We start from the raw sequence: 25,728 nt of genomic DNA on the forward strand, positions 1-25,728 counted from the left end.
TCTCACCCGCGGGCCCGCCAGCTTCTTGCGCGGCTTCGCCCCGCACCGCAACCGTCCCGTCCGGCCACAGCTCCGCGCCGTAGCGTAGAATCGCCTCGACGAGCAGCTCCGTTTCCGGGCGCGGAATCAGCACATCGGGCGTAACCTCGAAGGCGCGGCCGTAGAATTCCTGCTCGCCTATGATGTACTGCACCGGTTCGCCCGCCGCCCGGCGGGTGATCAGTGTTTCCCATTGCGCCTTGAGCGCTGGCGGGAATGGATCAGCCAGCGCCATATAATATGCCGCTCCGGACAAGCCCAGCACATGCTCCAGCAGCAGCTGGCTGCTGCGCTGCGGCTCATTGCATCCGTGCCCGGCCAAAAAAGAAGAAGCCTCCGCAAAGGCTTCCCGGATGCTTTGCAATTCCGACATGACGTAAGAGTCGTGTTTCAAAGCATTATTCTCCTTTTTCCATCAATTCCGCTTGTTCCGCAATAGACAGTGCCGAGATGATCTCGGTGATATCTCCGTTCATGACCTGCTCCAGACGGTGCAGGGTAAGGCCGATCCGGTGATCCGTTACACGGCTCTGCGGGAAGTTGTAAGTACGGATACGCTCACTGCGGTCCCCGGTTCCTACTTTGCTCTTCCGTTCTCCGGAGTACTTGGCTTCTTCTTCCTGACGCTTCAGATCCGAGATACGGGCACGCAGCACCTGCAGCGCCTTCTCCTTATTGGAGTTCTGGGACTTGCCGTCCTGACAGGTAGCTACGATACCGGTAGGTACATGGGTTACACGCACCGCAGACTTGGTCGTATTAACGGACTGTCCGCCCGCGCCGCTGGAACAGAAGGTATCGACACGGATGTCCTTATCATGAATTTCAATTTCGAATTCTTCCGCTTCCGGCATAACCGCAACGGTAGAAGTTGAGGTATGAATACGTCCGCCGGATTCGGTTGTAGGAATACGCTGCACACGATGCGCACCGCTTTCGAACTTCATTTTGCTGTAAGCGCCGCGGCCGTTGATCAGGAAGATAACTTCCTTGAATCCGCCAAGATCGTTCGTGTTAACATCCATCAGCTCTACGCGCCAGCCCTGGGTATCGGCATAACGGGTATACATCCGGTACAGGTCAGAGGCAAACAAGGCTGCTTCGTCCCCGCCGGCTGCGCCGCGGATTTCCACGATTACATTCTTATCATCATTAGGGTCTTTGGGGAGCAGGAGCAGACGAATCTTCTCCTCCAGAACCACCTGGCGCGAGGACAGGTCATCGATCTCCATCTTGACCATTTCCTTCATTTCATCATCAAGCTTCTCAGCCTGCATCATCTTGGCGGCTTCGAGCTCTTCCATTACATTTTTATATTCGCTATACGCCTCAAAGGCGGGCTGCAAGTCGGATTGTTCTTTGGAATAGTCCCTCAGTTTCTTACTGTCGTTTGCAACATCCGGGTCACAAAGCAGTTCACTGAGTTTCTCATAGCGGTCCGCCAGGGATTGCAATCGGTCCAACAAGGGAATTCACCTCTCCTGATTCAAATTCTTCGGTTATAAATACTTTACATTGTCGATACAACAAAAATAGATATACGACTTTATATTATACCACCACTCACGCCAATTGGCTACAGTACAAAGCGCCGGAATCAGGAAATCTTTTGAACCCTGAGCTGCGCCACCTTATGATGTAAAAGCTGCAGCCAAGTTATGCATTTGCAGCGTCTGAGGATAACAATTGGATAAACGTCATTTAATTTCAGTCATTTCCTCGAAAGTGATCTATTAGCTGAATATGAAGTGCTGTTCCTCCCACTACTGCCCGGCAGGCATTCCTCTGTTCATAAGCAAGTGGAGATTATCCAACTGCTATTTCCGCCGCAGACGGCCACAGGTCCAGCCGAACCCTTGCCCATGTTGCTCCCAGCTTCGGCAGCCGCTTTTTCGGGGTTTTCCACAAAGAGGGGCTTATCCTCATTCAAAAAGAAACCATTCAGCAAGTAAACAACTCTACTTCTGAATGGTCCCTCTGTCCTGAATTATAAATGGTCTATACGTTGAAGCGGAAATGCATAACGTCGCCGTCCTGCACCAGATATTCCTTGCCTTCCAGACGCAGCTGGCCGCGTTCTTTGGCACCGTTCATCGAGCCTGCTGCTACCAGATCCGTATAAGCTACAACTTCAGCCCGGATAAATCCGCGTTCGAAATCCGTATGAATAACTCCGGCCGCTCCAGGTGCTTTGGTGCCTTTGCGGATAGTCCACGCACGGACTTCCTGCACGCCCGCTGTGAAATAGGTGTAGAGTCCGAGCAGTCTGTATGCAGCTTTGATCAGGCGGTTAAGCCCGGATTCCTGCAGACCCAGCTCTTCCAGGAACATCGCCTTGTCTTCGCCTTCCAGCTCGGCAATCTCTGCTTCCACCTTGGCACTGATCGGCACTACTTCAGCATTCTCAGCCGCTGCGAATTCGCGTACCTGCTTAACATACGGGTTCTCTTCAGCAGTCGCCACTTCATCCTCGCCCACGTTCGCCGCATACAGCACCGGCTTCAGGGTCAGCAGGTGAAGATCGCGCACGATCAGACGCTCGTCATCGGATAATTCCAGGCTGCGCGCAGGCTGATCCAGATAAAGAGCTTCCTTAACACGCTCCAGTACTTCTACTTCCTGAGCGAATTTCTTATCGCCGCCCTTGATATTTTTGCGGGAACGCTCGATCTTCTTCTCGACGCTTTCGAGGTCGGCCAGAATCAGCTCCAGGTTGATCGTCTGGATGTCGCTGATCGGATTCACCTTGCCGTCCACATGGGTTACGTTCTCATCAACGAAGCAGCGGACCACATGAACAATGGCATCCACTTCCCGGATATGAGCCAGGAACTTGTTGCCCAGACCTTCGCCCTTGCTCGCACCGCGCACGAGTCCGGCAATATCTACGAATTCAAAAGCGGTCGGAACCGTCTTGTGCGGCTGCACCAGCTCGACCAGCTTATTCAGACGTTCGTCCGGCACTTCCACGACACCCACGTTCGGGTCAATGGTGCAGAAAGGATAGTTGGCGGATTCCGCCCCCGCTTGTGTTATAGCATTAAACAATGTCGATTTCCCTACATTGGGAAGTCCAACGATTCCAGCTTTCAAAGCCATTTATATGACAACTCCTATTTTCGGTTGAATTGATCACCGCATGAAATACCGTACTGATCTAAACCATTATATATTAGAACAAAACCTCCAGCAACAGCGGATGTCAAGGGGGTGTGTCTAATCTCCATACAGTGAAGCTTTAGCCCGAATAATTATCCCGTTAATTTCCCGGAATCCCGGAGCATATCCATTCAGTAAGAAGAAACGGCTTCGTCGTCCTCTGAAAGAGGCTGCATCCGTTTCTCCAAAATAGAAGGATAATTGATAGCGTGAAGCATATAAATCTTATATTTCAAAAAAGCCCCCTCACGGACTCTCTATCTACGATAATGCTGGCAGAGCATCATTTATGCATCAGTAGTATAGGAAGGAATACCCGTTTGCTGCTTCGTTACAGGTTCGCCATGTCCAACCCCTAATCCTTACGGACACTACCGCCGTTATTTCCTCGAATAGATACATTTATCTCCACTTACGGACCGTACCGCGCTTATTCTCTCTCCAGCAGGCATCTTTGGCGTAAATATCCGTACATAAGTGCAGCTGTGTCCGTTAGCTTGTATACAAATGATTCCTGTAGGAAATAAGAGCTCTCTTGTCCGTTGCAAGCTGGCGTACTCTCCGTTCCAAAGCAGAATCCGCCTGTCTGTCTGACTGACTAGACTGAAGAACTGCAGCTAATTACCCTGCACCTATAGCATTTTCGACATCGTAATATCCGTAACCAGGAAGCCCATTTTTTTGTACAGCTCAAAAGCACGGTCATTCTGGCCAAAGACATGCAGTCCGATCCGGGTCACATTCATCTTCCGGGCTTCTTCATCTAATGCAGCCAGTGCCTGCTTGCCGTACCCCTTACTCTGGAAAGGTTCGAAAATATAAAAGTCATAGATGAACGCCTCCCGGACTCCCCGGTTCTCGTTCACATTAAACCAGATGTAACCGGCCTCAGCTTCACTCTCAGCCTCTACTATTGAATAGAGGTAAGCCCCCTCTGTGTAGAGACCTTTGGGCAGGAAACGTGTCATTTCTTCCTGGGACAATTTCATGGCGGTCTCGGCATCCCAGGCTCCGGCCTTAATTTTGTCCTCTGCGTAATCACGGGTGGATTGTCTTAAGAAAAATTGAAAAGTCGATTCGTCCATTTGGACCAGTTTAATCATTGTTTTTTAGCCCTTCCTTTAATTCCATATTCATCAGCTTGCCCCTAGCGCCGGATAAGACGCGGGGTACCGCGCAGGGAAGCAAGATCCGGCGCGCCGATGCCGAACATAACCGTGCGCAGCTCCAGTTCAACCTGTGCCAGCGCCTGGTCCAGCGCCTCCTCGGAGCTGACGGCCGGACCAAGCAGATTCCGCCCGAAGCCGGCCAGATCGGCCCCAAGCGCCAGCGCCTTGGCGGCATCCACGCCATGCTTCAGCCCGCCGCTGCCGATCAGCGCGCCTTGCGCAGAGACCGCGCGCACTTCGGTAATGCATTCCGCCGTGGGAATCCCCCAGTCCGCGAAGGCCTCCGCAGCCGCGCGCCGTACCGGGTCCGTACTGCGGAACTTCTCCACCTGGCTCCAGGATGTGCCGCCCGCACCGGCAACGTCGATAAAGGCAGCCCCTGCATTATACAGCAGGGCTGCGGTTTCTCCGTCAATGCCCCAGCCTACCTCTTTGACACCTACCGGTATCTCAAGGTTACGGCATAACGACTCTATCCGCTTCAGCAGAGAGGCGAATCCGGTATCTCCCTCCGGCTGGAATACCTCCTGCAGCCCGTTCAGATGCAGAACCAGCCAGTCTGCCCCGGCAATCTCTACCGCGCGGCGGCACTCTTCAACACCGAAGCCGTAGGAGAGCTGCACGGCTCCGACATTGGCAATGACCGGAATCGTGGGAGCCTTATCGCGCACATGAAAAGAAGCCGCCAGCTCTGCACGCTCTACAGCGGCGCGGACAGAACCCACGCCGAGGGCCCAGCCCCGGCGCTCGGCCGCTTCGGCGAGCCGGGCGTTAATGTGCCCGGTCGCCTCGCTCCCCCCGCCGCCAGCTCTGCACGCTCTACAGCGGCGCGGACAGAACCCACGCCGAGGGCCCAGCCCCGGCGCTCGGCCGCTTCGGCGAGCCGGGCGTTAATGTGCCCGGTCGCCTCGCTCCCCCCGGTCATGGAGCTGATCAGCAGCGGTGTCCGCAGCTCCCGGCCGAGAAATTCCGTACCGAGCCTGATCTCCTCAAAGTCCAGCTCCGGCAGTGCGTTATGGCGGAACCGGTACTGCTCGAAGCCGGTTGTAATTCCGCTGCCGGCAACGTCTTCATTCAGGCAGAGCCGCACATGCTCAATCTTGCGTTCCCCGGTTCTGGAGTCAGGCAGCAGAGATTTATGTCCCTCAGTGTCTGCTGCCTGCGATGCTGACCCGTACTCTGTGCCCGGCTGCTGTTTCGGACTTCGCGGCACACCGTCCTGCGGCATATGATTCATGCTGTCTTCCTCCGTTCTACCCCTGTATTCATATATGTCCGGTAGCGTGAGACGCTACTTATAGGCTTCTTAAGCACAAGTACATTTCATTATAGCACAACACCGCCCGGCAGTTGACACGGGCAGATTCCTTCTGTCTTTATTGACGGCCGGCAATATACTCACCCACCAGCCTTCCGGACAAGGATACAACCAGCGTCCCTCCTCCGGGATGCGTAGTTCCGCCGACGTACCAGAGCCCCTTAACATCCCTGGAGCGGTTCCCCGGGCGGGAGAAGGCCTGCCGCGCTGAATTGGAGGATATCCCGTAAATGGCCCCCCGGTGCGCGAGAGTATCGTCAGCGATATCCCGGGGGGGGTATAACGCTGCAGGACATCCGCTTGGGATAACCCTGTAATTCCATAGCCCTCCAGCACGGACAGCACACGTTCCCCGTAAGCAGCGGTTTCTTCGTTCCAGTCACAGGCAGTGCTCAAATACGGTGAGATATCCTTGAATTCCTGTTCATAGTTCTCAGGGAAAAAACCGTATGACCGGCAGAGAAAAAAAGTAATTTGAATATAAATTGGTTTTAATTGACAACTTCTTCCCTACACCTAATTCCCCCCTTCTCTTTGGAATTTGAGAGAAAAACAAGATGTTAAGATATTCATTTAAATCAAATAATAAACATCCACTCACCTTGTGTGAGGGTTATTGCAACGCTAGTGGAACGATACGTATAAATCCGGCGATTTTAGCAAAAATAGATCTTGCAGATGAATTTGCAGTCAACTGCTTCACTTCTCCTCAGCGGGCGTTAATAGGTAGTTACAATGCCGGTGCCAAGACCTACGGACTCTGGCTCCGCAGCACCCAGGAGGATCATCCCATGAATCATGGCAGCCGCTCCATTACGCCCGAACAGTCGCAGCTAATTATAGCTTCCGGTGCGATTACGTCACCCCGCAAGCGGAAACCGCAATTTATACTGCGCCGCCGCTCCAAGATACTGATTGCCGTCATCCTTCTCCTCTTATGGCTTGCCGGGGTAATGATCTACCAAACCCATAAACCGCTGCCTCCCGGGCTTTCCGTGGAGAGTCCTGCGTATAAGGTGGAGAATGTAGCTTTCTGGCATGACTTGACCTATCAGGACAGCAGCGGGGCCGAAGCAAGAGAAGAACAGATTCTCCCGAGAATTCTGCAGATCATTGGAGAAGCCAGAGAATTCCTTGTGATCGACCTGTTCCTGTTCAATGATTATACCCATACTGACCAGCAGTTCCCTGCAGTCAGCCAGGAGCTTACCGATAAGCTTATTGCACAGAAAGCCTCCTATCCCGGGATGGAGATCAGCTTCATCACCGATGAGGTGAATACGAATTACAGTTCTGCGCCCAATCATCTGCTGGAAGAGATGAAAGCCGCCGGAATCAAGGTTATTATGACGGATGTGGATACGCTGCGTGACTCGACCCCGGCCTACTCCGCAGTATGGCGGACCTTCATTCAGTGGTTCGGACAATCCGGCAAGGGCTGGATTCCGAATCTTATGGCCAGCGGAGGACCCGATATTACCGCGCGTTCGTATCTGAAGCTGCTCAATGTCAAAGCCAATCACCGCAAAGTGGTGCTCAGTGAGAACACCGCGCTGATCTCTTCGGGGAATGTGCATGATGCCAGCGCCTATCACTCTAATATTGCCCTGGAGGTGCAGGGTCCCATTCTGGCTGACATTCTGCAGAGTGAGCAGGCTGCCGCTAACCTCTCGGGAGCGGGCCCTTTGCTGAGCAAGACACCGGACTTCAAGCAGCAAGCCCGCCCCGCCGGGGAGCCGCAGCTCGAGGTCCGCTATTTAACCGAAGGCAAGGTGTACAAGTACGCTCTGAATGACATCAAAGCAGCAGGCCAGGGGGATGTCATCTGGATGGGCATGTTCTATCTGGCGGATGACGGAGTTATTGATGCCCTGCTGGCGGCTGACGCACGCGGCGCTGAAGTAAGGCTGCTGCTGGATCCCAATCAGAATGCCTTCGGACGGGACAAGATCGGTATCCCGAACCGCCCGGTTGCGATGGAGCTGAACCGGAAGTCCGAAGGGAATATCGCGATCCGCTGGTACAATACGGGCCAGGAGCAGTATCACAGCAAGCTATTGTTCATTGCAAAGGCTACAGGCAACTCCACCATCCTGGGTGGAGCAACGAATTTCACGGCCCGTAATCTGGACGACTACAATCTGGAGAATAACCTTTGGGTATCCGTGCCGAAGGGGCAGCCGCTATATGCTGAAATGGAGAGCTACTTCAACCGTTTGTGGAATAACGAGGGAGCCGAGTACAGCCTGCCGCTGGAGAAATATCAGAGTGAGATTACGTGGATTAAGTATCTCCTCTACCGGATGCAGACCCGCCTCGGGCTCACTACCTTCTGATGATGCTCAGCAGAAACGGCTTCGCCATCCTTATAAGGACGGCGAAGCTGTTTCTGCAATAACTAGAGAATAAGTTATGTTGGAAAACCTGTAGACCCACTCAACGGTTTTTCAAGTGAATAGCTTATCGTTACGGACAGCAGAGACGTTAAGCCTGCGGAAAGCACCTGAGTGCCGGCCCTTACGGACACCAGCGCCTTTATTCCGCCCGAAAAGGCGAGCTGACATATGAAAAGTGGTGGATAAGGGCTGTGGTGTCCGCACCCCCGTCAAAAGTGCCTATTATGAGTGGTTAAGGGCTGTGGTGTCCGTAAGGGTCAGATTGGGCTTGTATTTGGACACGGAGAGATGGCATTTCCCTTTGATTTTCCCATACCGCCAACTTCCGGGGGGGTCCGCGGGGGTTCCGGGGGATTCCTGGAATATCATAATTCCCCAAATAAGAATAAAAGACCGCCGGAGAGCAGCAGCTCCATCGCTCGTAATTGCTCAGGCAATTACGGGCCATTTTGATTTTTGAGCTAATGGGTGGAATGTAGGCGGATGGGCGGGATGGTGAAATCAGGGGTAAAAGTGCTCCTGAATTTCGCTGGAAGTGGCCTATGGGAGGAAATCAGGGGCAAAATGGACCTCTGTCAAGAAAGTAGACGTCACACAACGGTTTTTCAAGTGAATAGCTTATCGTTACGGACAGCAGAGACGTTAAGCCTGTGGAAAGCACCTGAGTGCCGGTCCTTACGGACACCAGCGCCTTTATTCCGCCCGAAAAGTGGAGCTGGCATATGAAAAGTGGTGGATAAGGGCAGTGGTGTCCGCAAACCCGTCAAAAGGCCCTATTATGAGTGGATAAGGGCTGTGGTGTCCGTAAGAGTCAGATTTGGCTTGTATTTGGACCCGGAGAGATGGCATTCTGCCCCTGAATTTGCTGGAAATGGGCAGATGGGCCGAATGTATGCGAAAAACCGAATACATTGCACCAACGATAGGGCTGATGAGCCATCCTTATAAGGACGGCGAAGCTGTTTCTGCAATAACTAGAGAATAAGTTATGTTGGAAAACCTGTAGACCCACTCAACGGTTTTTCAAGTGAATAGCTTATCGTTACGGACAGCAGAGACGTTAAGCCTGCGGAAAGCACCTGAGTGCCGGCCCTTACGGACACCAGCGCCTTTATTCCGCCCGAAAAGGCGAGCTGACATATGAAAAGTGGTGGATAAGGGCTGTGGTGTCCGCACCCCCGTCAAAAGTGCCTATTATGAGTGGTTAAGGGCTGTGGTGTCCGTAAGGGTCAGATTGGGCTTGTATTTGGACACGGAGAGATGGCATTTCCCTTTGATTTTCCCATACCGCCAACTTCCGGGGGGGTCCGCGGGGGTTCCGGGGGATTCCTGGAATATCATAATTCCCCAAATAAGAATAAAAGACCGCCGGAGAGCAGCAGCTCCATCCGGCGGTCTTTTCAGCTATTCTCCTGGCTACAACAGCGGAGACATCAGGCGGGCTGCCGATTCCAGCAGCCGCTCCAGCAGCCTTTTATCCATGAAGGTCTCATGGACAATCTGCCGTGTGGACAGCAGGTCACGCTCGAAGTCTGCGACAATGCGCGAGACACTCTCGGTCTGCAGCAGCAGCGCATTCACCTCGAAGTTCAGGTGGAAGCTGCGCATATCCATGTTGGCTGTGCCGATCGTAGCAATCTCCCCATCCGCAATCAGCAGCTTCGAGTGGATAAAGCCCTTCTCATATTCATAGATCTTCACCCCGGATTCCAGCAGTGCCGGGAAGTAGGAATGCGAAGCCAGGAACGGAATCCACTTATCCGGCTTGGCCGGGAACAGCAGACGGACATCCAGGCCCGACATCGCCGCTACACGCAGCGCGGTCAGGATATCCTCATCGGGGATGAAATAGGGGCTGGCGATCCAGACCGACTTTTCCGCCGAGGCAATCATGGAGAAGAAGATATTCTTGAGTGCACGCCGCTCGTTATCCGGTCCGCTGGCAATAATCTGGACCGCTCCGTCGCCGGTCGTGAAGCGCAGCTGCGGGGAGAGGTAATCCTGCTCTAATATTTTCTCACCGGTGGTGTGCATCCAGTCTTGCAGGAAGATAATCTGCATCGTCCGCACCGCTTCACCTCTCAGCAGCATATGCGTATCCCGCCAAAAGCCGTAAGTCTTGCTGCGGCTCAAATATTCATCACCAACATTAAGTCCGCCCATGAATCCCACATCGCCATCGATGACGACAATTTTGCGGTGATTCCGGTAGTTCACCCGGCTGGAGAAAAAGGAGGTCGAGTTGCCATAGGCAGCCACCTGAACGCCGGCATCACTGAGCTCCTTAAGGAAGGCCTTGGACAGCTGAATGCTTCCGACAGCATCATACATAAACCGGACAGCTACGCCCGCCCGGGCTTTCTCGATCAGAATCTGCTGTATGCGTGTCCCAATATGATCCGCCCGGAAAATATAGTATTCCATATGGATATGATGCTGGGCCTGACGCAGCTCGAGCAGCAGGGTCCCGAAGGTTTCTTCACCGTTGGTCAGGATACGCGTCTCCGAACTGAAGGAAATCGGCGTACGTCCCAGTCTCTGCGATAATCCCAGCAGCTTCTGGCGTCCGGGACTGAACACCGACCAATCCTGGTGCATGCGCAGCGCGTCATTCTCAATCCGTTCATAGGCCATCAGGTCGCGCTGGGCTTTCTTATCGTATTTGCGCCGTTTGAACACATTCTGTCCGAACAGAAAATAGAAAACGAGTCCCAGCACCGGAATTAAGGCCAGCAGCAGAATCCAGGACATTGTGGTAGAAGGGTTACGGTTCTCCATGAAGATACCCAGCCCGATAGAGATAACCGTCAATGTGGAGAAAATACTGATGATCGTTCCGGCCGTACTGCCAAAAATACCAAATCCAAAGTAATAAAAAGCCAGCATAGCCCCTATGATGACTAAAGCCTGCAGTCCTCTTCTCATATGCAACCTACCTTCTCGTTCTACCGTTCATCACTAAACTGACACATTTATATATTACATGAAGACACCGTTTCTTCCTACTGGAATCCTATACGAAACTTGAATTGCAACAATACTGTAACCTCTTCGCAGGAAGCTGAACCTGTCGCAGCAACAAATAAGGCGCCCTTCCACTTCGGAAGGACGCCTTGATTATTCAGCTGTTTAGACCATTGCCGCCGCGCTGCTCTCCAGCGAAGCCTTCCAGGCGCGCAGCATATGCAGATCCTGCGGCAGGAATTCCTCCAGCATGTGGCTGAGTCCAAGATATAGCGGGCTGTCAGTCGCTGCGTTCAGCCGTTCACAGAACTGCGGTGTCCATTTCAGCAGATGCTCTTCGAGGAAGTTCTCCTGGATCTCCAGAAGCTCCATTGCACTGCGGATGGAGAAGCTGTTGTACAGCATCCGTTCATGCAGGACTGCCATGAATTCCAGTTCAATGGCGATATGGTCGTCAGCTTCCCCGCTGCATTTCTTGAACACAATTCCTGCCGAAGCATACACATCGGAAAGTACGTTACAGAATTCTTCTTCACGGCCGAGCTGGGCTGCTTCCCGGGCCACAAAGGTACTGGCAGCACGTTCATTCATCAGCCGCTTATATTCGAGCTTCTCTTTCTCACAGATGGCCGGCAGCATTGCTGGCTCCTGGCTGCACAGGTAACGCTTCAGTTCACGTCCGCCTTCGGTCATCTCTGCAGCAATGCTCATCTCACGGTTGCGGCTCCACTGGGCGACCAGTGAGAGCGATGGTTTTCTTCCGTAGAAATCAACCAGAAGCTGATATATTAATCCCCGACTCTCCAGCCAGCGGCTACAAACCTCCGGCACGACAAGTGATGGAACTGTAGGTATAGTCATTTTGCAAATCCTCCCTATTGGTTTGCCGGACGCCGGGGCTTCCTGGAGGTCGCCGCCTGAACTTTCCGGTATCATAGCTGTGTTCTTCGCAAAAGTGAAAGGTTATAAAGTTTGAATCTTCCGCACCTAAATTATATCGAAATTGTTAAGCGCTTTCGGTGAGCATTCTATGACCATTCCCTGAAATTGTCGTACTTTTGTCAAAATTAGGCTGCGCCTTTCATCTTTCGTCACATATTATTTAGGTTGTCCGTTTCTTATGCTGTATGCATTCCCTCCTCTTCCTTAATTGCGGATTGGGCCAGCTGAAGCCGTACACATTGACGCAGAGGAATGAAGTCTTTAAAATTTAAAATAAAACTCAACAGGTGAAGGAGTAGTGCCATGGAGCCGCTGACCGATCCTTTTGGACGGATACATGATTACATCCGCATTTCGGTTACAGACCGCTGCAACCTGCGCTGTATTTATTGTATGCCTGCGGAAGGAATGCAATTCCAGCCGCAGGACGAGATTATGAGTTATGAGGAAATTACCGCTGTAGTGGAAGCACTTGCGCCGCTGGGTCTGCGGAAGGTCCGGCTGACCGGCGGAGAACCGCTGGTCCGTAAGGATCTGGAGAAGCTGGTATCCATGATCTCCGCTATACCCGGTATTGAAGATATATCGTTGACTACGAATGGTCTGATGCTTCCGGCCAAAGCCGCTGCCCTGAAGCAGGCAGGCTTATCACGGGTGAACATCAGCCTGGACTCCCTTCGGCAGGAACGGTTCTCCATGATCACCCGCGGCGGCGATGTCGCCAAAGTGCTGAAGGGGATTGAAGCCGCCGAAGCGGCCGGCCTGTCGCCGATCAAGCTGAATGTCGTGCTGATGAAGGGTATTAATGATGATGAGATCAAGGACTTCATCGCCCTGACGCTGAACAGCCCGCTGAATGTACGTTTCATCGAATATATGCCGATCGGCAGCGCAAGCGATGCCTGGCGGCAGACCTATCTCCCGCTCGAAACGGTAGTGGAAGCCTGCAATGAAGCAGGCTGGACTACCGAGGAAGCCGATATGCCTTCCGGGAATGGCCCCTCCCAGAACCGGCGTGTCACCGGGGCAAAAGGAACCTTCGGACTGATCCATCCGGTAAGCGAGCACTTCTGCGATAACTGCAACCGGCTGCGCCTCACCGCCGACGGCAACATCAAAGCCTGCCTTTACTGGGAGGATGAATATAATGTGCGGCCACTGATAAGTGATCCTGCTGCGGTGCAGGCTCTTTTCCGCCAGGCGCTCGGCAACAAGCCGCATAATCATGAAATGGCGCTGGCCCTGGAGCGTAAAGCGCAGAGCCATACGCCTACCGCCCGCCGCATGTCACAGATCGGCGGCTAACCGCAGGGCGTCATTACCGGCTGAACAAATAAACGGCTGAGATTCCCTGGAGGGGTTCTCAGCCGTTTTGCATGAATATTCAAAGGGAATGCCATTCCTGAATCCTCAGCCGAGTTTAGTGATATCCGAAATCGATATCTCAAAATCCACGGATAAGGTTCCCCGGATCACATTACGCTCACAGTCTATTTTGGCGGATAGGTCCACGCCCTGCATGGTCACGTCAGCGCCTTTATAACGCCTGCGGGCCAGATAATAGGTCGCCAGCTCGCGGCGGAACTGGGCATGGCTGTCTTTCAGCATCAATATATTGCGTTCACCAAAGACGCTGGAATAATTGCGGTAAGGGATATAATTGGCGAATCTGCGCAGGATATGATCGACATCCCACTTATAACGGTTGGCCGATTCAATAATTTTGAATAATGCCGTAAAGATCTCATTTTCCCGTGTAGAAATGTATTCCACGTACTCATCCAGTACTTCGATTTGTCCGTCCAACAAGCGGTAGAGATAAGTATTAGCCGTTCCCCATTCCTGGTATTGGGCGATAATCCGCCTTGCTTCCTCAGTGTCTTCCTGTATCCAGCTTCCATCCATATATAAGGGTATAATCTCCAGCGCAGATTTATGATCCCCGCACTGCTCTAACACATAGGCACGAAGTAGCTGGGCGTATAAAATATATGCGTACAACGGTCTTTTGTGTTCTTGTCCATTATTTGGCGTACGGCCTGATATTCTATGCAGCTCATACAGATGAGAAGCAACCCTGAGCATTTCCTCTGCCAGCTCGCCCACCTTCTGCCACTTATGAAGTGAGGCATACGTATCGGCCAGCTGTTTCAACGCATCCAGCTGATTGACCTCATCCAACCTGCCCACATAGCCCTCACACAAGGTGGCTGCTATCAAATTGTTGTGCGGATCGTCTCCCAGATTAATCAGAAACAAACGATATTGGCAGAGCGCCAGACGCTCGGAATGCTGGTATTTCTCGCTGGCTCCCACATTTTCATAGATTAGTGAAGCTGCTGGCCAGTTCTTTTGCTCAAATAACTCCTCGGCGACCTCAAAGAGCAGCGGAACATAGAGAAGATTATCCAGCAAATTCTGTACAATCCGCTCAATACAGTCCAGACGTGACAGCGCCGCACATTGCAGCAGGAACGGCCGCAGGCGCCGCCAGGTTGGTGCCGAATCATACAAGCATTCATCCACATACTTACTGTAAAAGTAGTCCTCGGGAAGTCCCATCCCGCGTGTAACACGGATCAGATGATTCATCGCCAAGGCCTGCTGACCCTTCATCACCCGGCTGAGTGTACCGGAATGTATCCCGCTGATGATAGCAAACTGATTAATGGACAGGTTATGCTTGAAGAGATACGCTGCTATTTCGTCCCGGATTTTGACTGTATGCTCCACAGTATTTACCACCCTTTTCACACGCTTATCCATAGAATATTAGATCTAACTACTCTGTTGTTTCACTTCATCTGTTCAGTTACTGCTAAGCAGGCGGCCTTTTCTTCATCCGGTAGGTATGATCATAAGAATTAAGCAGCTCATCCAGCACTACGGATTGCCGTAGTACCTCAGGATGACATAAACCGCCATATTGGACTTGCAACTGATGAAGCTTGCTTCTAGCTCTCTCAATACGAATTCTGACACTTGCCGGACTATACATAAGAATCCCGCCTCCTTATGCAATATTATAGATTTTTATGTAAAAATACAAAATATTGGACTGATTGCATTATCTGTTAAAGTGAATATATTGACAAGCTCTGGCGAGATAGGAGTTGTACATAAAAAAGACGTCCCTGCATTAGCAGAAGACGCCTAAGACTATACTGTATAACTGCAGACGCTGATTCTAGGCGCCCGTGCCATGTCCCATTGTTTGAATCAGTTGTTGTTGTACAGGTTCGCCAACTATCTGTGCTTCAGGAATAGTAATCAGTACAACAATACTACATGAGGCTAGCAATAATAGGAGTTTTCTTTTCATTTGCATCCCGCACCTCTCTGATTAGGATTTTGTATTGCCTCTGCTCATCTTCTCCAGCAATATGCCTGTTCTGCTCGAATAGATCAACACATTTGAAGATCATGCTCTCATTCTTAAGTTTAGAAGATGATTCTAAACCTTCTAGGATATATCCAATGCCTTCACTTCGCTTATTCCGCAGATAATAGACTCCCAGTTCAACAAGAAATCTGGCATGTTGGTCAGCCTTAATCTGCTGATTGTACACTCCGAACTCATTGAGATGTATCCTATAGGGCATGTAATCAGAGAAACGTTCTAAAATAGAATCTACATTCCAGTTATACAGGTTTGCAGATTTGACGATATAAAATAAAGCTGTGAAGATCTCCCCTTGTTGCGAGGAAATATAGTTAACATATTCAGCTAACACCTCTAGCTGCCCAGCCAGTAAGCGGTACAAATAAGTATTAGCCTTGCCCCATTCCTGGAATTGCGCTACAGTCCTCTTCGCTTCCTCACTTTCTTCATGTATCCAATTTACGTCCGAATATAAAGGTACAAGTTCAAGAGCCATTTTGTAGTCTCCATATTCCTCGTATACATTTGAACGCATTAGATGGGCATACAATATATAAAAGCAAAAAGGTCTTTCTCCGCTCTTCACCGTCTCTTTATGTTTCGAGCGACAATAAAGATCATATTGAATTGTAGCAATCCGTAGTAATTCAAGAGCAAGCTCATTTACTTTATTCCATAATTGCATTGTATAGTAGACATGCATCAAATCTTTCAACGCATCCAGCTGATCCGCCTCATTAAGGCGCGGGATGTAGCTCTCAAACAGAGTAGCAGCGCGCAGGTTCGTGCTCTGATCATCACCAAGTGCGATCTGGAACAGGCGGTATTGGCACATAGCCAGCCGTTCGGAGTACTGGTATTTCTCGCTGGCGCTTACATTCTCGTAGAGCAGTGCTGCCCCCGGCCAATACCCCTGCTGAAACAATCCTTCGGCTACTTCGAATAACATGGGAACATAGGTCAGATTATCAAGCAGATTATGTACCAGAAGCTCGATACAGTCCATGCGCCCAAGCTCTGCACACTTTACAATAAAAGGCCGAAGCCGCCGCCAGGTCGGTGCCGAATGATAGAAGCATTCATCTACATATAAACTGTAAAAATAGTCCTCGCGTACCCCCATCCCTGCAGTAATTAACTCCAGATGGCTCATGGCAATCGGCTGATGACCATTAATAATCCGGCTTAATGTCCCGGAATTAATGCCGGATCTTATGGCAAACTGATTGATAGACAGCTCATGCTTTGATAAATAGTCCACTAGCTGATCTCGAATCGTGGCTGCAGGCTCCAAGGAAACACCACCTTTCCGAATTCCATAATTTAGAATTTTGTGTTTATATCTGTATAGTAGGCGATTATATTCCAATGGTCAATAGACTAGATTCAGATAAAGTATGAATGTGTGAAGTTTTCGAAACAGTTTGGCAACGCGGTTGCCGAATCCGGTTCTGCATGGCTAAATTCACGCTAAAAGCTCCGCCACAGCTGTATTCCCATGTAGACGGCAATCGCCCAGATCAATAGTGCTGAAGCGGTATTCAGCCTCTTAATCACCTTACCGGAGGCATCCATCCTCCCGAGCAGGCGGCCCGCAGCGGCAAGACCCAGGAACCAGATCCAGGAGACGGCCACCGCAGCCGCCGCGAAAGCCCAGCGCACCATACCGTCATATTGCAGCGAGCTCGTACCGATGACGCCCACCGTATCCAGCAGCGCATGCGGATTCAAGAGGGAAACGGACAGTGCATACAGCATCTGTCCCTTCGGAGAGAGGCGCCCCGCCTCTTCCTGCGCCGGAGAAGAGCGCCAGATTCTCCAGCCCATGAAGCAGAGAAACAGGATTCCCGCACTGTATATAAGGGGCGTGACCCAGTCCAGCGATAGAATGACCAGAGAAATACCGCCTACTGCTGCAGTTATAAGCAGCGTATCGCATACCGCTGCCGTCAGAACTACAGGCAGCACACTGCGGAATCTCGCGTGCTGTGCCCCTTGATTGAATACGAATATATTCTGCACGCCCAGCGGCAGAATAAGCCCGAAGGCCAGAATGATTCCATGTACAATGGCTTCCGTCATAACTTCTTCCTCCTTCATATAAGCTGTGATGCTGCCGGATAGACAAGCTTCCACAGCGTTTTCCCGGTTAGTGCATTCTGATCGTACTCTGGTGCAGAGGCTGCCGTAACCATCCAAGTTGTCCGTCTCATACCCAGCCAAGCTTAATAGACGACTATGAACCATGGTACACTCAAGGAAAGAAACCACAAAAGAGGAGCCGGTCCCTTGACACATCAGCATCCGCCAGATCATCCAGACTTAAGCGCTGCCGGTCCTTCCGGTCATCCTGAAGCTCCCGCACCTGCCGCTCTTGAAAAGGAGCCGGACGGCTCACTCCCGGTCCTGCAAGGCGCATGGAAGCCGGACCCGGCTTCCCCGCTGCCGCTTCATAGTCAGATATCCTCCTACTTCCTCGCCAAGATCAGCAGCGGGGCCTGGCCTCCCGGCATGCGGCTGGCTCCGCAGCGTGAGCTCTGCCGCATGCTCGGTGTTAACCGCAGCACGGTGGTCACGGCGCTGGGCCAGCTTACAGCACTGGGCCTGATTGAGGGCAGACGCGGCGGAGGCACCGTAGTAGTAGCGGATGCACGTTCCGGCATCCGGCCCGCCGGTGATTCCAATGCGGTCACAGCTCCGGCAGAACCGGAGCGCCGGGGCAACTGGAATGATTATGTGGAGGAGGGGATTCACTATCCCAACCTGCCTACCGTACAGGATATCAACCGGCTCGAATATGAGCCGGGTCTGATCCGCCTCGGCACCGGCGAGCCTGCGCCGGAGCTGTTGCCCGGCGCAGCGATGAACCAGGTGCTGGCCGGGCTCGCGCAGCGCATTCTTCCACCGCTCTCTTATGAGGAACCCCTCGGCAATCCGGCGCTGCGGGCTGCGGTCAGCCGGATGCTGGCCCGAAGCGGCATTGCAGCCGACCCCGCCTCCATTCTTATCACCTCCGGGGCACTTCAGGGACTCCAGCTTATTGCTCTTGGCCTTCTGCCGCGCGGCTCATCGATCCTGCTGGAGAAGCCGTCCTATCTGTATTCGATTCATGCCTTTCAGTCTGCCGGGGTGAAATTCAGCGGGCTGCCCATGGACGGACGCGGGCTGATCCCGGAGTATCTTACAGCTGAGGCTGTCCGCAGCAAGGCGGCGATGCTCTACAGTATCCCTTCCTTTCATAACCCTACCGGGATTCTGATGGATGCCGGGCGGCGCCGGGAGCTTATGCAGGTCACAGGCAGCCTCGGGCTGCCTATTCTCGAGGATGGCGCCTATCAGGAGCTGTGGCTGGATACACCGCCTCCGCTGCCGCTGAAGGCGCTGGACCGCGAGGGAAGAGTGCTGCATCTGGGCACCCTGTCCAAAGCAGCCAGCCCCGGCCTGCGCATCGGCTGGATTGTCGGCCCGGAGCCGGTAGTCCGGCGGCTGGCCGATATCAAAATGCAGAGTGATTACGGCGCAAGCTCCCTGTCACAGCTGGCTGCCGCCAGTTGGCTTGAGGACGGCTATCATGAAGAGCATCTGCAGGTGCTGCGCGGCAGACTCCGGGAGCGCCGTGATCTTGTGCTGGAGCTGCTGCAGCTGCATTGTGCCGGACTGGCAACCTGGAATGTACCGGCAGGCGGATTCTACATCTGGCTGTCCCTCCTGCATCCTGTGCCTCCGCGCAAGCTGTTCACTGCAGCCCTGCGCGCCGGATTGCTGCTGAATACAGGCGATCTATACGACCGCAGTGACCGCGGGCACCTCAGACTGTCCTACGCTTATGCTTCTCCGGCAGAACTGAAGCGCGGAATCACCCTGCTGGCAGATCTAATCAGGGAAGCTCCATGAATAACACGAATTGCCGGATCACAAATAGCGCATAACAAATGACAATAATAATTATTTGTCATTTGTTATGCGCTATGTTATGCTTCTTGCACAGGAAGGGGAAGTTACCCGTGAATAAATTAAGCTCTTTTTTGAGCAAAACAGAAATCCTTAATGCCGCTGAACAAACACTGCGCAAATACGGGCCGGACAAAGCCTCAGTCACTGATGTAGCCAAGCTGCTGGGCGTAAGTCACGGAACCCTGTACCGGCATTTCCCCAGCAAAGCTGCATTGCGGGAGGCGGTGACGGAACGCTGGCTGGAGGAGATGATTGTGGCTCCCCTAAGCGAAATTGCCGGGATGCCCGCAGATAATGCCTTGGGGCAGCTTGGAGATTATATCGCTAAGCTCGTAGAGCTTAAGCAGCATTATGCCGCACAGGACAGCGAGATGTTCAAAATGTATGCAGCCGTCACTGAAGAATCGGCAGCGCTTGTTGAAGTCCACATCCGGAAGCTTCTCGATCACATTGACCTTCTCATTGCCCAGGGCATGGAACAAGGACTTATATCACGGAGTATTCCGGCGGCGGTACAGGCACGTTCAGTCCTCTATGGCACCGCACGCTTTCACCATCCGGCGCACGCCTATGAGTGGCGCAGCCCGGGCATCATGCAGGAATTCGCCCAGCTCTGGACACTGCTGGAAAGAGGATTATCCGTACATTAAATCCAAGGAGGAACTGCTAATGACACAATCATTGCAAGGCAAGGTGGCTATTGTTACCGGCTCATCGAGAGGAATCGGGCGGAGTGTCGCTGAGCGGCTGGCGGAGCAGGGAGCTTCCGTTATCATCAACTATTCGAGCAGTCCCGCCCAGGCAGATGACGTAGTAACGGCCATTCGGGCGGGCGGCGGAACAGCCGCTGCCCTGCAGGCAGACATCAGCAAGCCTGCCCAGATTGAACAGCTGTTCAAGGAGACCAAGGCGCTCTATGGAAAGATCGATATCGTGGTCAACAATGCGGGGATTATGATGAATTCCCTGATCGGAGAAGCTACTGAGGAGCAATTCGACAAGCAGTTCGCCATCAACGTCAAGGGCACCTACTTCTCCTGCCAGCAGGCCTTCTATCACCTCGAACAGGGCGGGCGGATTATTAATTTCTCCACTTCCGTCAACGGCCAGATGTTCCCGGCCTACAGTATTTATGCCGGCACCAAAGGTGCGGTTGAGCAATTCACCCGCCAGCTTGCCAAGGAATTCGGCAGCAAAGGCATCACCATCAATGCGGTGGCACCAGGACCAGTAGCCACAGAATTGTTCCTGGAGGGCAAATCAGAAGCCGTACTGGAAGGGCTGAAGAAGGGCAATGCCTTCGGACGTCTGGGCCAGCCGGAGGATATTGCCGGCGTGGTCAGCTTCCTGGCCGGAGAAGGCTCCGGGTGGATTACCGGCCAGACCCTCCGCGTCAATGGCGGATTCATCTGACTTGCAGAGGTAAACGTACGACTGAAGCCGTCCCCTCACCGGGACGGCTTGTTATCTGTATGCTGCCTTCGTGAAGTTCAACGATTTTCTTCACCAGCGGCAGTCCCAGTCCGCTTCCGCCGCCCCCGCTGACGCTTCTGGATTTGTCCACTTTATAGAAGCGTTCGAAGATCCGCGGCAGCTCCTCTTCGGCAATGCCGATTCCGCTGTCCTTCACCTCCACTTCAATCTGCTCCTCTGAGATGCGTAAGGAGACGGTGATCCGTCCGCCCTCCGGGGTGAACTTGATGCTGTTATGCAGCAGGTTGGTCCACACCTGGCTGAGCAGGTCTTTTACCGCAACCACGGTGGTTTCTGCAAGATCTGCCTCTACCTCAATATCCTTGCCCAGCCACTGCGGCTCTGAGGCCAGGATCATCTCCTGCAGCTGCTTATCCAGCCTGTAGGGCTTCCGCTCGAACGGGAAGCTCTCCGCCTCCAGTGCCGACAGCTTCAGCAGATTGTCGCTCAGGCCGGACAGGCGGCGGCTCTCCGCTTCAATGATATCCAGGTAATGCTTCCTGCTCTCAGTACTGAGGCTGTCATCCTGCAGGGCTGCGGCAAACCCGCGGATGGAGGTCAGCGGCGACTGGATCTCATGCGATACGTTAGAGATAAAGTCCTGGCGCATCGTCTCCATCCGGCTCAGCTCAGTGGCCATTTCGTTAATCCCCTCCACAATACCGCCAAACTGCCGGTACTGGCCGCTGTTCTCCAGTTCGATTTTGAAATCACCTTTGGAAATCTGCCGCATCGCCGTCAGGATCGGCACATAGAATCTCTGGTCCTGCCCGCGGGTAGCGAAAGCGATGGCGCCAGCCACGCAGAAGAAGATAATCACCTGCATGCCCATAATAAACAGATGATAGCCGTATTCGGAGAAGGACCAGCCGAAATGCCGGACCAGCAGCCTTGAGCCGAAATAGCTTCCGTTCCAGGAGATAAAGAGCATCGCCAATATGCCGGCTATAGGCGCAATCACATTGATTTTCTTCCATACTTTTCCGATTCTGTCCAGCATGCTTATCCCTCCAGCCGGTAGCCAAGGCCCCGGATCGTGCGGATGGCGAACCCGAATTTATCCCGGGGAAACCGCTCGCGCAGACGGCCCACATGAACATCCAGCGTCCGCTCATTACCTTCAAAATCATAACCCCAAATCTCTTCAATCAGCCGGTCGCGTGTCAGCGTCTGACCCGGATAGCTGGCCAGCTTAAACAGCAGTTCAAATTCCTTAAGCGGCAGCGTAATGTCGCCATACTCGGATACAACCTCATACGTTCTGCGGTTCATCCGCAGGCTCCCTACGGTAACGCTCTGGGCGGCAGAAATTTGGTACCGCTTCAGCAGCGCCTTCACTCTGGCGATCAGTACGGGCGGCTCGAACGGCTTGACCAGATAGTCGTCTGTACCGAGCTCGAAGCCTTTGACAATCTGTGAGGTTTCACCTTTGGCTGTCAGCATCAGGATCGGGAAGTCATACTGCTTGCGCAGCTCCCGGCACAGCTCCCAGCCGTCCATATTCGGCATCATGACATCAATAATCGCCAGATCGGCCGGGGTCTCTTCGAGCAGCCGCAGCGCCTCCAGCCCATCGGAGGCACTCAGCACTTCTTCCATGCCTTCAGCTCTCAGAAAGACTCCCACCAATTCGCGGATGTGCGGATCGTCGTCCACTACCAGTATTTTGGCCATTTCCTGTAGAACCCTCCTCTATCACACTGCCATGAAGCTCCGGCGTATTCATCTGCAGCTGCTGCTCGGCAAATTCACGGTACAGCTCATGATCCCGCAGCAGCTCTTCATGTGTTCCCTTGCCGGTTATCCGGCCCTTTTCCATAAATATAATCTGGTCCGCATTGACGACTGTAGCCAGTCTGTGGGCAATGACAATCGTGGTCCGGCCCTGCATCAGATTGCCCAGTGCCTTCTGTACAACGGCTTCCGACTGGCTGTCCAGACTGGACGTTGCCTCATCGAGCATGAGAATCTTCGGATCGCGCAGCAGCGCTCTGGCAATGGCGATCCGCTGCCGCTGTCCGCCGGACAGCTTCACTCCGCGTTCGCCGACGTCCGTATTGTACCCGTCCGGAAGCTCTGCAATGAAGCCGTCAGCATATGCCATGGCCGCAGCACGCTGCAGCTCCTCCTTACTGATCTCGCGGTCCAGTCCATATCCCAGATTCTCGGCAATCGTTCCGGCCAGCAGCGGACTTTCCTGCGAGACATACCCGATCCGCTTACGCCAGGATTTCAGGGAGAACATCGACACCGGCTTGCCGCCCATCCGGATAACACCGCTCTGCGGCTCATAGAATCGTTCCAGCAGCGAGAACAGCGTCGTTTTACCGCCGCCGCTTGGACCGACAATCGCTGTCACCTGGCCCGGCAGCATCGTGAAGCTTATCTTGTTCAGCACTTTCTCGCCCGTTTTGTATCCGAAGCTGAGGTCTTCCACATCGATTGGGCCTTCCTCGCTGCCAGCCTCTTCTGCACCTTCATACACTTCTTCCTCTGCCGCTAGCGTCTCGATAATCCGCTCCGAGGCACCTTTGGCCTTCTGAAGCTGCGTGAAGAATTGAGTCAGCTGGGTAAGCGGCATAATAATCTGGATCAGATACAGAATGAAGGCCACCAGTTCACCGGCGGTCAGAACCCCCGAGGACACCTGCATTCCGCCATAGCCGATAATCACCACAAGCAGCATCATGAAGACAAAGGAGACCAGCGGGCTGATCATCGCGCTGATTTTGCCCTCACGGATGCCGAAGGACAGGAGGTTCATAATTCCGCTTCGTCCGGCCTCATACTCCTTCTGCTCGGCTCCTGAGGATTTAACCAGCCGGATTTCAGACAATACACCGCTAAGTGTGGCGGTGAAGGAGGCTGTCTCATCTTGTGTGCCTTTTGATATTTTGTACATCTGCCGGCCCAGCGGTACCAGAATCAGCGCCGACAGCGGGAGGACGGTGAACAGTACCAGCGTCATTTTCCAGTTCAGGAAGAGCAGGACAGAGATTGAACCGACAATGGAGATCACGCCGGTAAAGAGGCTGGCCAGATGCTCCGAGATCAGTGTCTTGAGAATTCCCGTATCATTGGTCATCCGGCTGACGCTTTCACCTGTCCGGTTCTCATTGTAATAGGACACAGGCAGCACAAGGAATTTGCGCCACAGCCGGTCTCTAAGTCCGGCGACAATCTTCTGCCCGACCGCATTCAGCAGATATATCGAGACGCCGCCGGCAAGGGTCTGTGCGATGAAAGCTCCGGCAATTCCGGCAATCTGCAGCTTGCTGACGGAAGCCAGCGAGAAGCCGTCGACCAGGTTCTTCGTGAACATTGGAATAACAAGACCCACTAGGGTCGAAATCATACTGAGGCCCAGAGCCAGTGCCAGCAGCATGTAGGAGGGTTTGGTTTCGTGCAGCAGCTTCAGGAACGGCTTCATCGCTGCTCCCTGCTTCTGCGGTGCTTGAGTGTTCTTCATGGTTAATCCCCTTTTCCGGCGGATAGATGTCAGGAACAGCTGATGTCCCGCTTCCGCCTTCCAACCTAGAATAACTGTGCTTTGTAAACTGAAATTAAACTGTTAATTTTCCATTGATTTGTAATTCCCTATATAAGTTGGTTTGTATCCCTTTTCAACAAATGTTACAGTGATAGAAGCGGCAACTTCTGCCGTTCTAAGGATTCAAGGCATCTGGCGGGAAAGGAGTGCAAAGTTTGCGGGAGAACCTCGATAAGCAGCTGTCTTTCACCTCTCTTAAATGGTTCAACTTCTTCGTATATGGAACGGTCGTCCTGTTCACCAGCTTCTTTCCCCTTTATCTTCAGGAGATGGGAATGAATAAACTGGAGATCGGGAGCCTGATGTCGGTAGGTGCGCTCGTCTCTATTATTGCCAATCCCTTCTGGGGTATATGGAGTGACCGTTATCAGAATATCCGGCGGATTGTCCTGGTCATGCTGACCGGCACGCTGGTCTTGTCCCAGCTAGTCTTTCAGGCGAATACATACGAGATGATATATATTTCTATTCTGTTCTTCTACTTCTTCCAGGGGCCGCTGTTCGCCCAGAGTAATACCATGATCCTCAGCTATATCGACGGTACCAGCCAGCGGTTCAGCTCATACCGGCTCTGGGGATCGTTAGGCTGGGCGTTGACTGCCATACTGGCCGGACCCGTGATTGAATGGGCCGGTGTTTCCGTGCTGTCTTATCTCTTTGCAGCATTGCTGTGCGCAGCGATGATTGCGCTGATCGCTATGCCGAAGCTTGATCATTCGATCGGAATCGCCCCCTTGCCATTCAGGGGACTGCGTCAGATCTTCTATAACCCGTTCTTCCTCTGCTTCATCCTCTTCGGCATTCTAGTCTCTATCCCGAATACGATGAACAACACCTTTGTGTCACTGTACATCACAGAGCTGGGGGGAAGCAAGACCATGATTGGCCTGGCGGTGTTCCTCTCTTCCATTCTGGAGATGGGAGTGCTGCTCTTGTGCAATTACATTCTTAAACGTAAAATCTCTGTACTGCTGGCCTCTCTCACGTTCGTCAGCGCCCTGTTCTTCCTGCGCTGGTGGATGATGGCCGATGCGACCACTCCACTACAGGTTGCCTTCATTCAGGTGCTGCACTGCATTACCTTTGGTGGATTCTTCTATGTAGGCACCCAGCTTACTATGCTGCTTGTTCCAAGGGCTTACCGGTCCTCGGGACAAGCACTCTACACGCTTACGTGGAGCGGAATATCCGGCATCCTCGGCGGCGTGCTCGGCGGCTGGATGTATCAGAATCTCGGAGTGCAGACGATGTATCAGTCCGGTGCGCTCCTCGCCCTGTTCGGCACCATCGGCTTCGGTCTCATGTGGCTCTTCTTCATCCGCGGCGGCTACCGGCCTCCGGCTGATCCCGAAGACGGAGCGGCAGAGGAGTAGCGGCGGGAC

At 52.9% G+C, this 25,728-nt stretch carries 18 protein-coding genes and 3 pseudogenes; 6 read left to right on the forward strand and 15 right to left on the reverse strand.

The features are described 5' to 3' along the window. The 6 genes and pseudogenes from QW71_RS31805 to QW71_RS41630 all read right to left on the reverse strand — a co-directional run. Positions 1-412 (reverse strand): annotated as a pseudogene (locus QW71_RS31805) (protein-(glutamine-N5) methyltransferase, release factor-specific); the annotation flags it as partial. A 25-nt stretch (positions 413-437) separates the two neighbouring features. Next, positions 438-1,505 (reverse strand): peptide chain release factor 1, encoded by a 1,068-nt coding sequence (gene prfA, locus QW71_RS31810; protein WP_039309100.1) that lies wholly within the window; start codon positions 1,503-1,505, stop codon positions 438-440. Positions 1,506-2,037: 532 nt separating this feature from the next. Next, positions 2,038-3,138 (reverse strand): redox-regulated ATPase YchF, encoded by a 1,101-nt coding sequence (ychF, locus tag QW71_RS31815; RefSeq protein ID WP_039309103.1) that lies wholly within the window; start codon positions 3,136-3,138, stop codon positions 2,038-2,040. A gap of 692 nt (positions 3,139-3,830) precedes the next feature. Further along, complete coding sequence (locus QW71_RS31820; protein WP_231575244.1) at positions 3,831-4,301, reverse strand: N-acetyltransferase; 471 nt, start codon at positions 4,299-4,301, stop codon at positions 3,831-3,833. A 44-nt stretch (positions 4,302-4,345) separates the two neighbouring features. After that, positions 4,346-5,499, reverse strand: a pseudogene (gene fni, locus QW71_RS31825) (type 2 isopentenyl-diphosphate Delta-isomerase). A 244-nt stretch (positions 5,500-5,743) separates the two neighbouring features. After that, positions 5,744-5,932 (reverse strand): annotated as a pseudogene (locus tag QW71_RS41630) (phytoene desaturase); the annotation flags it as partial. A gap of 544 nt (positions 5,933-6,476) precedes the next feature. Between QW71_RS41630 and QW71_RS31835 the strand changes: the two are divergent. Further along, the gene (locus QW71_RS31835) at positions 6,477-8,021 is read left to right on the forward strand and encodes a phospholipase D family protein (RefSeq protein ID WP_083442815.1); all 1,545 of its coding nucleotides are present in this window, start codon (positions 6,477-6,479) and stop codon (positions 8,019-8,021) included. A gap of 1,476 nt (positions 8,022-9,497) precedes the next feature. On the opposite strand, the gene cls is transcribed toward QW71_RS31835, so the two are convergent. Then, a complete protein-coding gene (gene cls, locus QW71_RS31840) occupies positions 9,498-11,006 on the reverse strand; it encodes a cardiolipin synthase (protein WP_039309107.1) in 1,509 nt (502 codons plus the stop codon). 204 nt (positions 11,007-11,210) lie between these two features. Then, positions 11,211-11,906, reverse strand: coding sequence for a molecular chaperone (locus QW71_RS31845; protein ID WP_039309109.1), 696 nt, complete (start codon positions 11,904-11,906; stop codon positions 11,211-11,213). A 384-nt stretch (positions 11,907-12,290) separates the two neighbouring features. Between QW71_RS31845 and moaA the strand changes: the two genes are divergently transcribed. Beyond that, positions 12,291-13,292, forward strand: a complete 1,002-nt coding sequence (gene moaA, locus QW71_RS31850) for a GTP 3',8-cyclase MoaA (RefSeq protein ID WP_039309112.1) — start codon at positions 12,291-12,293, stop codon at positions 13,290-13,292. A 105-nt stretch (positions 13,293-13,397) separates the two neighbouring features. On the opposite strand, the gene QW71_RS31855 is transcribed toward moaA, so the two are convergent. The 4 genes from QW71_RS31855 to QW71_RS31870 form a co-directional block, all read right to left on the reverse strand. After that, positions 13,398-14,720: a helix-turn-helix transcriptional regulator gene (locus QW71_RS31855; protein ID WP_052770488.1), complete on the reverse strand. Its 1,323-nt coding sequence runs from the start codon at positions 14,718-14,720 to the stop codon at positions 13,398-13,400. Between the two features lie 85 nt (positions 14,721-14,805). Continuing rightward, on the reverse strand, positions 14,806-14,985 hold the full coding sequence (locus QW71_RS31860; protein WP_039309114.1) for an aspartyl-phosphate phosphatase Spo0E family protein: 180 nt from the start codon (positions 14,983-14,985) through the stop codon (positions 14,806-14,808). Positions 14,986-15,271: 286 nt separating this feature from the next. After that, a complete protein-coding gene (locus tag QW71_RS31865) occupies positions 15,272-16,663 on the reverse strand; it encodes a helix-turn-helix transcriptional regulator (protein ID WP_200905999.1) in 1,392 nt (463 codons plus the stop codon). 176 nt (positions 16,664-16,839) lie between these two features. After that, a complete protein-coding gene (locus QW71_RS31870) occupies positions 16,840-17,451 on the reverse strand; it encodes a LysE/ArgO family amino acid transporter (RefSeq protein ID WP_039309117.1) in 612 nt (203 codons plus the stop codon). A gap of 324 nt (positions 17,452-17,775) precedes the next feature. Between QW71_RS31870 and QW71_RS31875 the strand changes: the two genes are divergently transcribed. From QW71_RS31875 to QW71_RS31885, 3 genes are all read left to right on the forward strand, one after another. After that, positions 17,776-19,263, forward strand: coding sequence for a PLP-dependent aminotransferase family protein (locus QW71_RS31875; protein ID WP_039309183.1), 1,488 nt, complete (start codon positions 17,776-17,778; stop codon positions 19,261-19,263). A 110-nt stretch (positions 19,264-19,373) separates the two neighbouring features. Beyond that, positions 19,374-19,973, forward strand: a complete 600-nt coding sequence (locus QW71_RS31880) for a TetR/AcrR family transcriptional regulator (RefSeq protein WP_039309121.1) — start codon at positions 19,374-19,376, stop codon at positions 19,971-19,973. 19 nt (positions 19,974-19,992) lie between these two features. After that, positions 19,993-20,736 carry an SDR family oxidoreductase gene (locus tag QW71_RS31885; RefSeq protein ID WP_039309124.1) on the forward strand — a complete coding sequence of 248 codons (744 nt, stop codon included), beginning with the start codon at positions 19,993-19,995 and terminating at the stop codon, positions 20,734-20,736. Here QW71_RS31885 and QW71_RS31890 read toward each other — a convergent pair. Genes QW71_RS31890 through QW71_RS31900 form a run of 3 tightly spaced genes read right to left on the reverse strand, consistent with a single transcriptional unit; the run spans position 20,729 to position 24,265 of the window. After that, a complete protein-coding gene (locus QW71_RS31890; protein WP_039309128.1) occupies positions 20,729-21,796 on the reverse strand; it encodes a cell wall metabolism sensor histidine kinase WalK in 1,068 nt (355 codons plus the stop codon). The genes QW71_RS31885 and QW71_RS31890 overlap by 8 nt on opposite strands. A gap of 2 nt (positions 21,797-21,798) precedes the next feature. After that, complete coding sequence (locus QW71_RS31895) at positions 21,799-22,470, reverse strand: response regulator transcription factor (protein ID WP_039309131.1); 672 nt, start codon at positions 22,468-22,470, stop codon at positions 21,799-21,801. Continuing rightward, positions 22,400-24,265, reverse strand: coding sequence for an ABC transporter ATP-binding protein (locus tag QW71_RS31900; RefSeq protein ID WP_039309134.1), 1,866 nt, complete (start codon positions 24,263-24,265; stop codon positions 22,400-22,402). The genes QW71_RS31895 and QW71_RS31900 overlap by 71 nt, the downstream gene beginning before the upstream one ends. A gap of 236 nt (positions 24,266-24,501) precedes the next feature. Between QW71_RS31900 and QW71_RS31905 the strand changes: the two genes are divergently transcribed. Next, positions 24,502-25,719, forward strand: a complete 1,218-nt coding sequence (locus QW71_RS31905) for an MFS transporter (protein WP_039309137.1) — start codon at positions 24,502-24,504, stop codon at positions 25,717-25,719. Positions 25,720-25,728 lie beyond the last annotated feature (9 nt).

Origin of the sequence: Paenibacillus sp. IHB B 3415 (assembly GCF_000802655.2) — a bacterium.
Lineage (GTDB): Bacteria > Bacillota > Bacilli > Paenibacillales > Paenibacillaceae > Paenibacillus_AQ > Paenibacillus_AQ phytohabitans.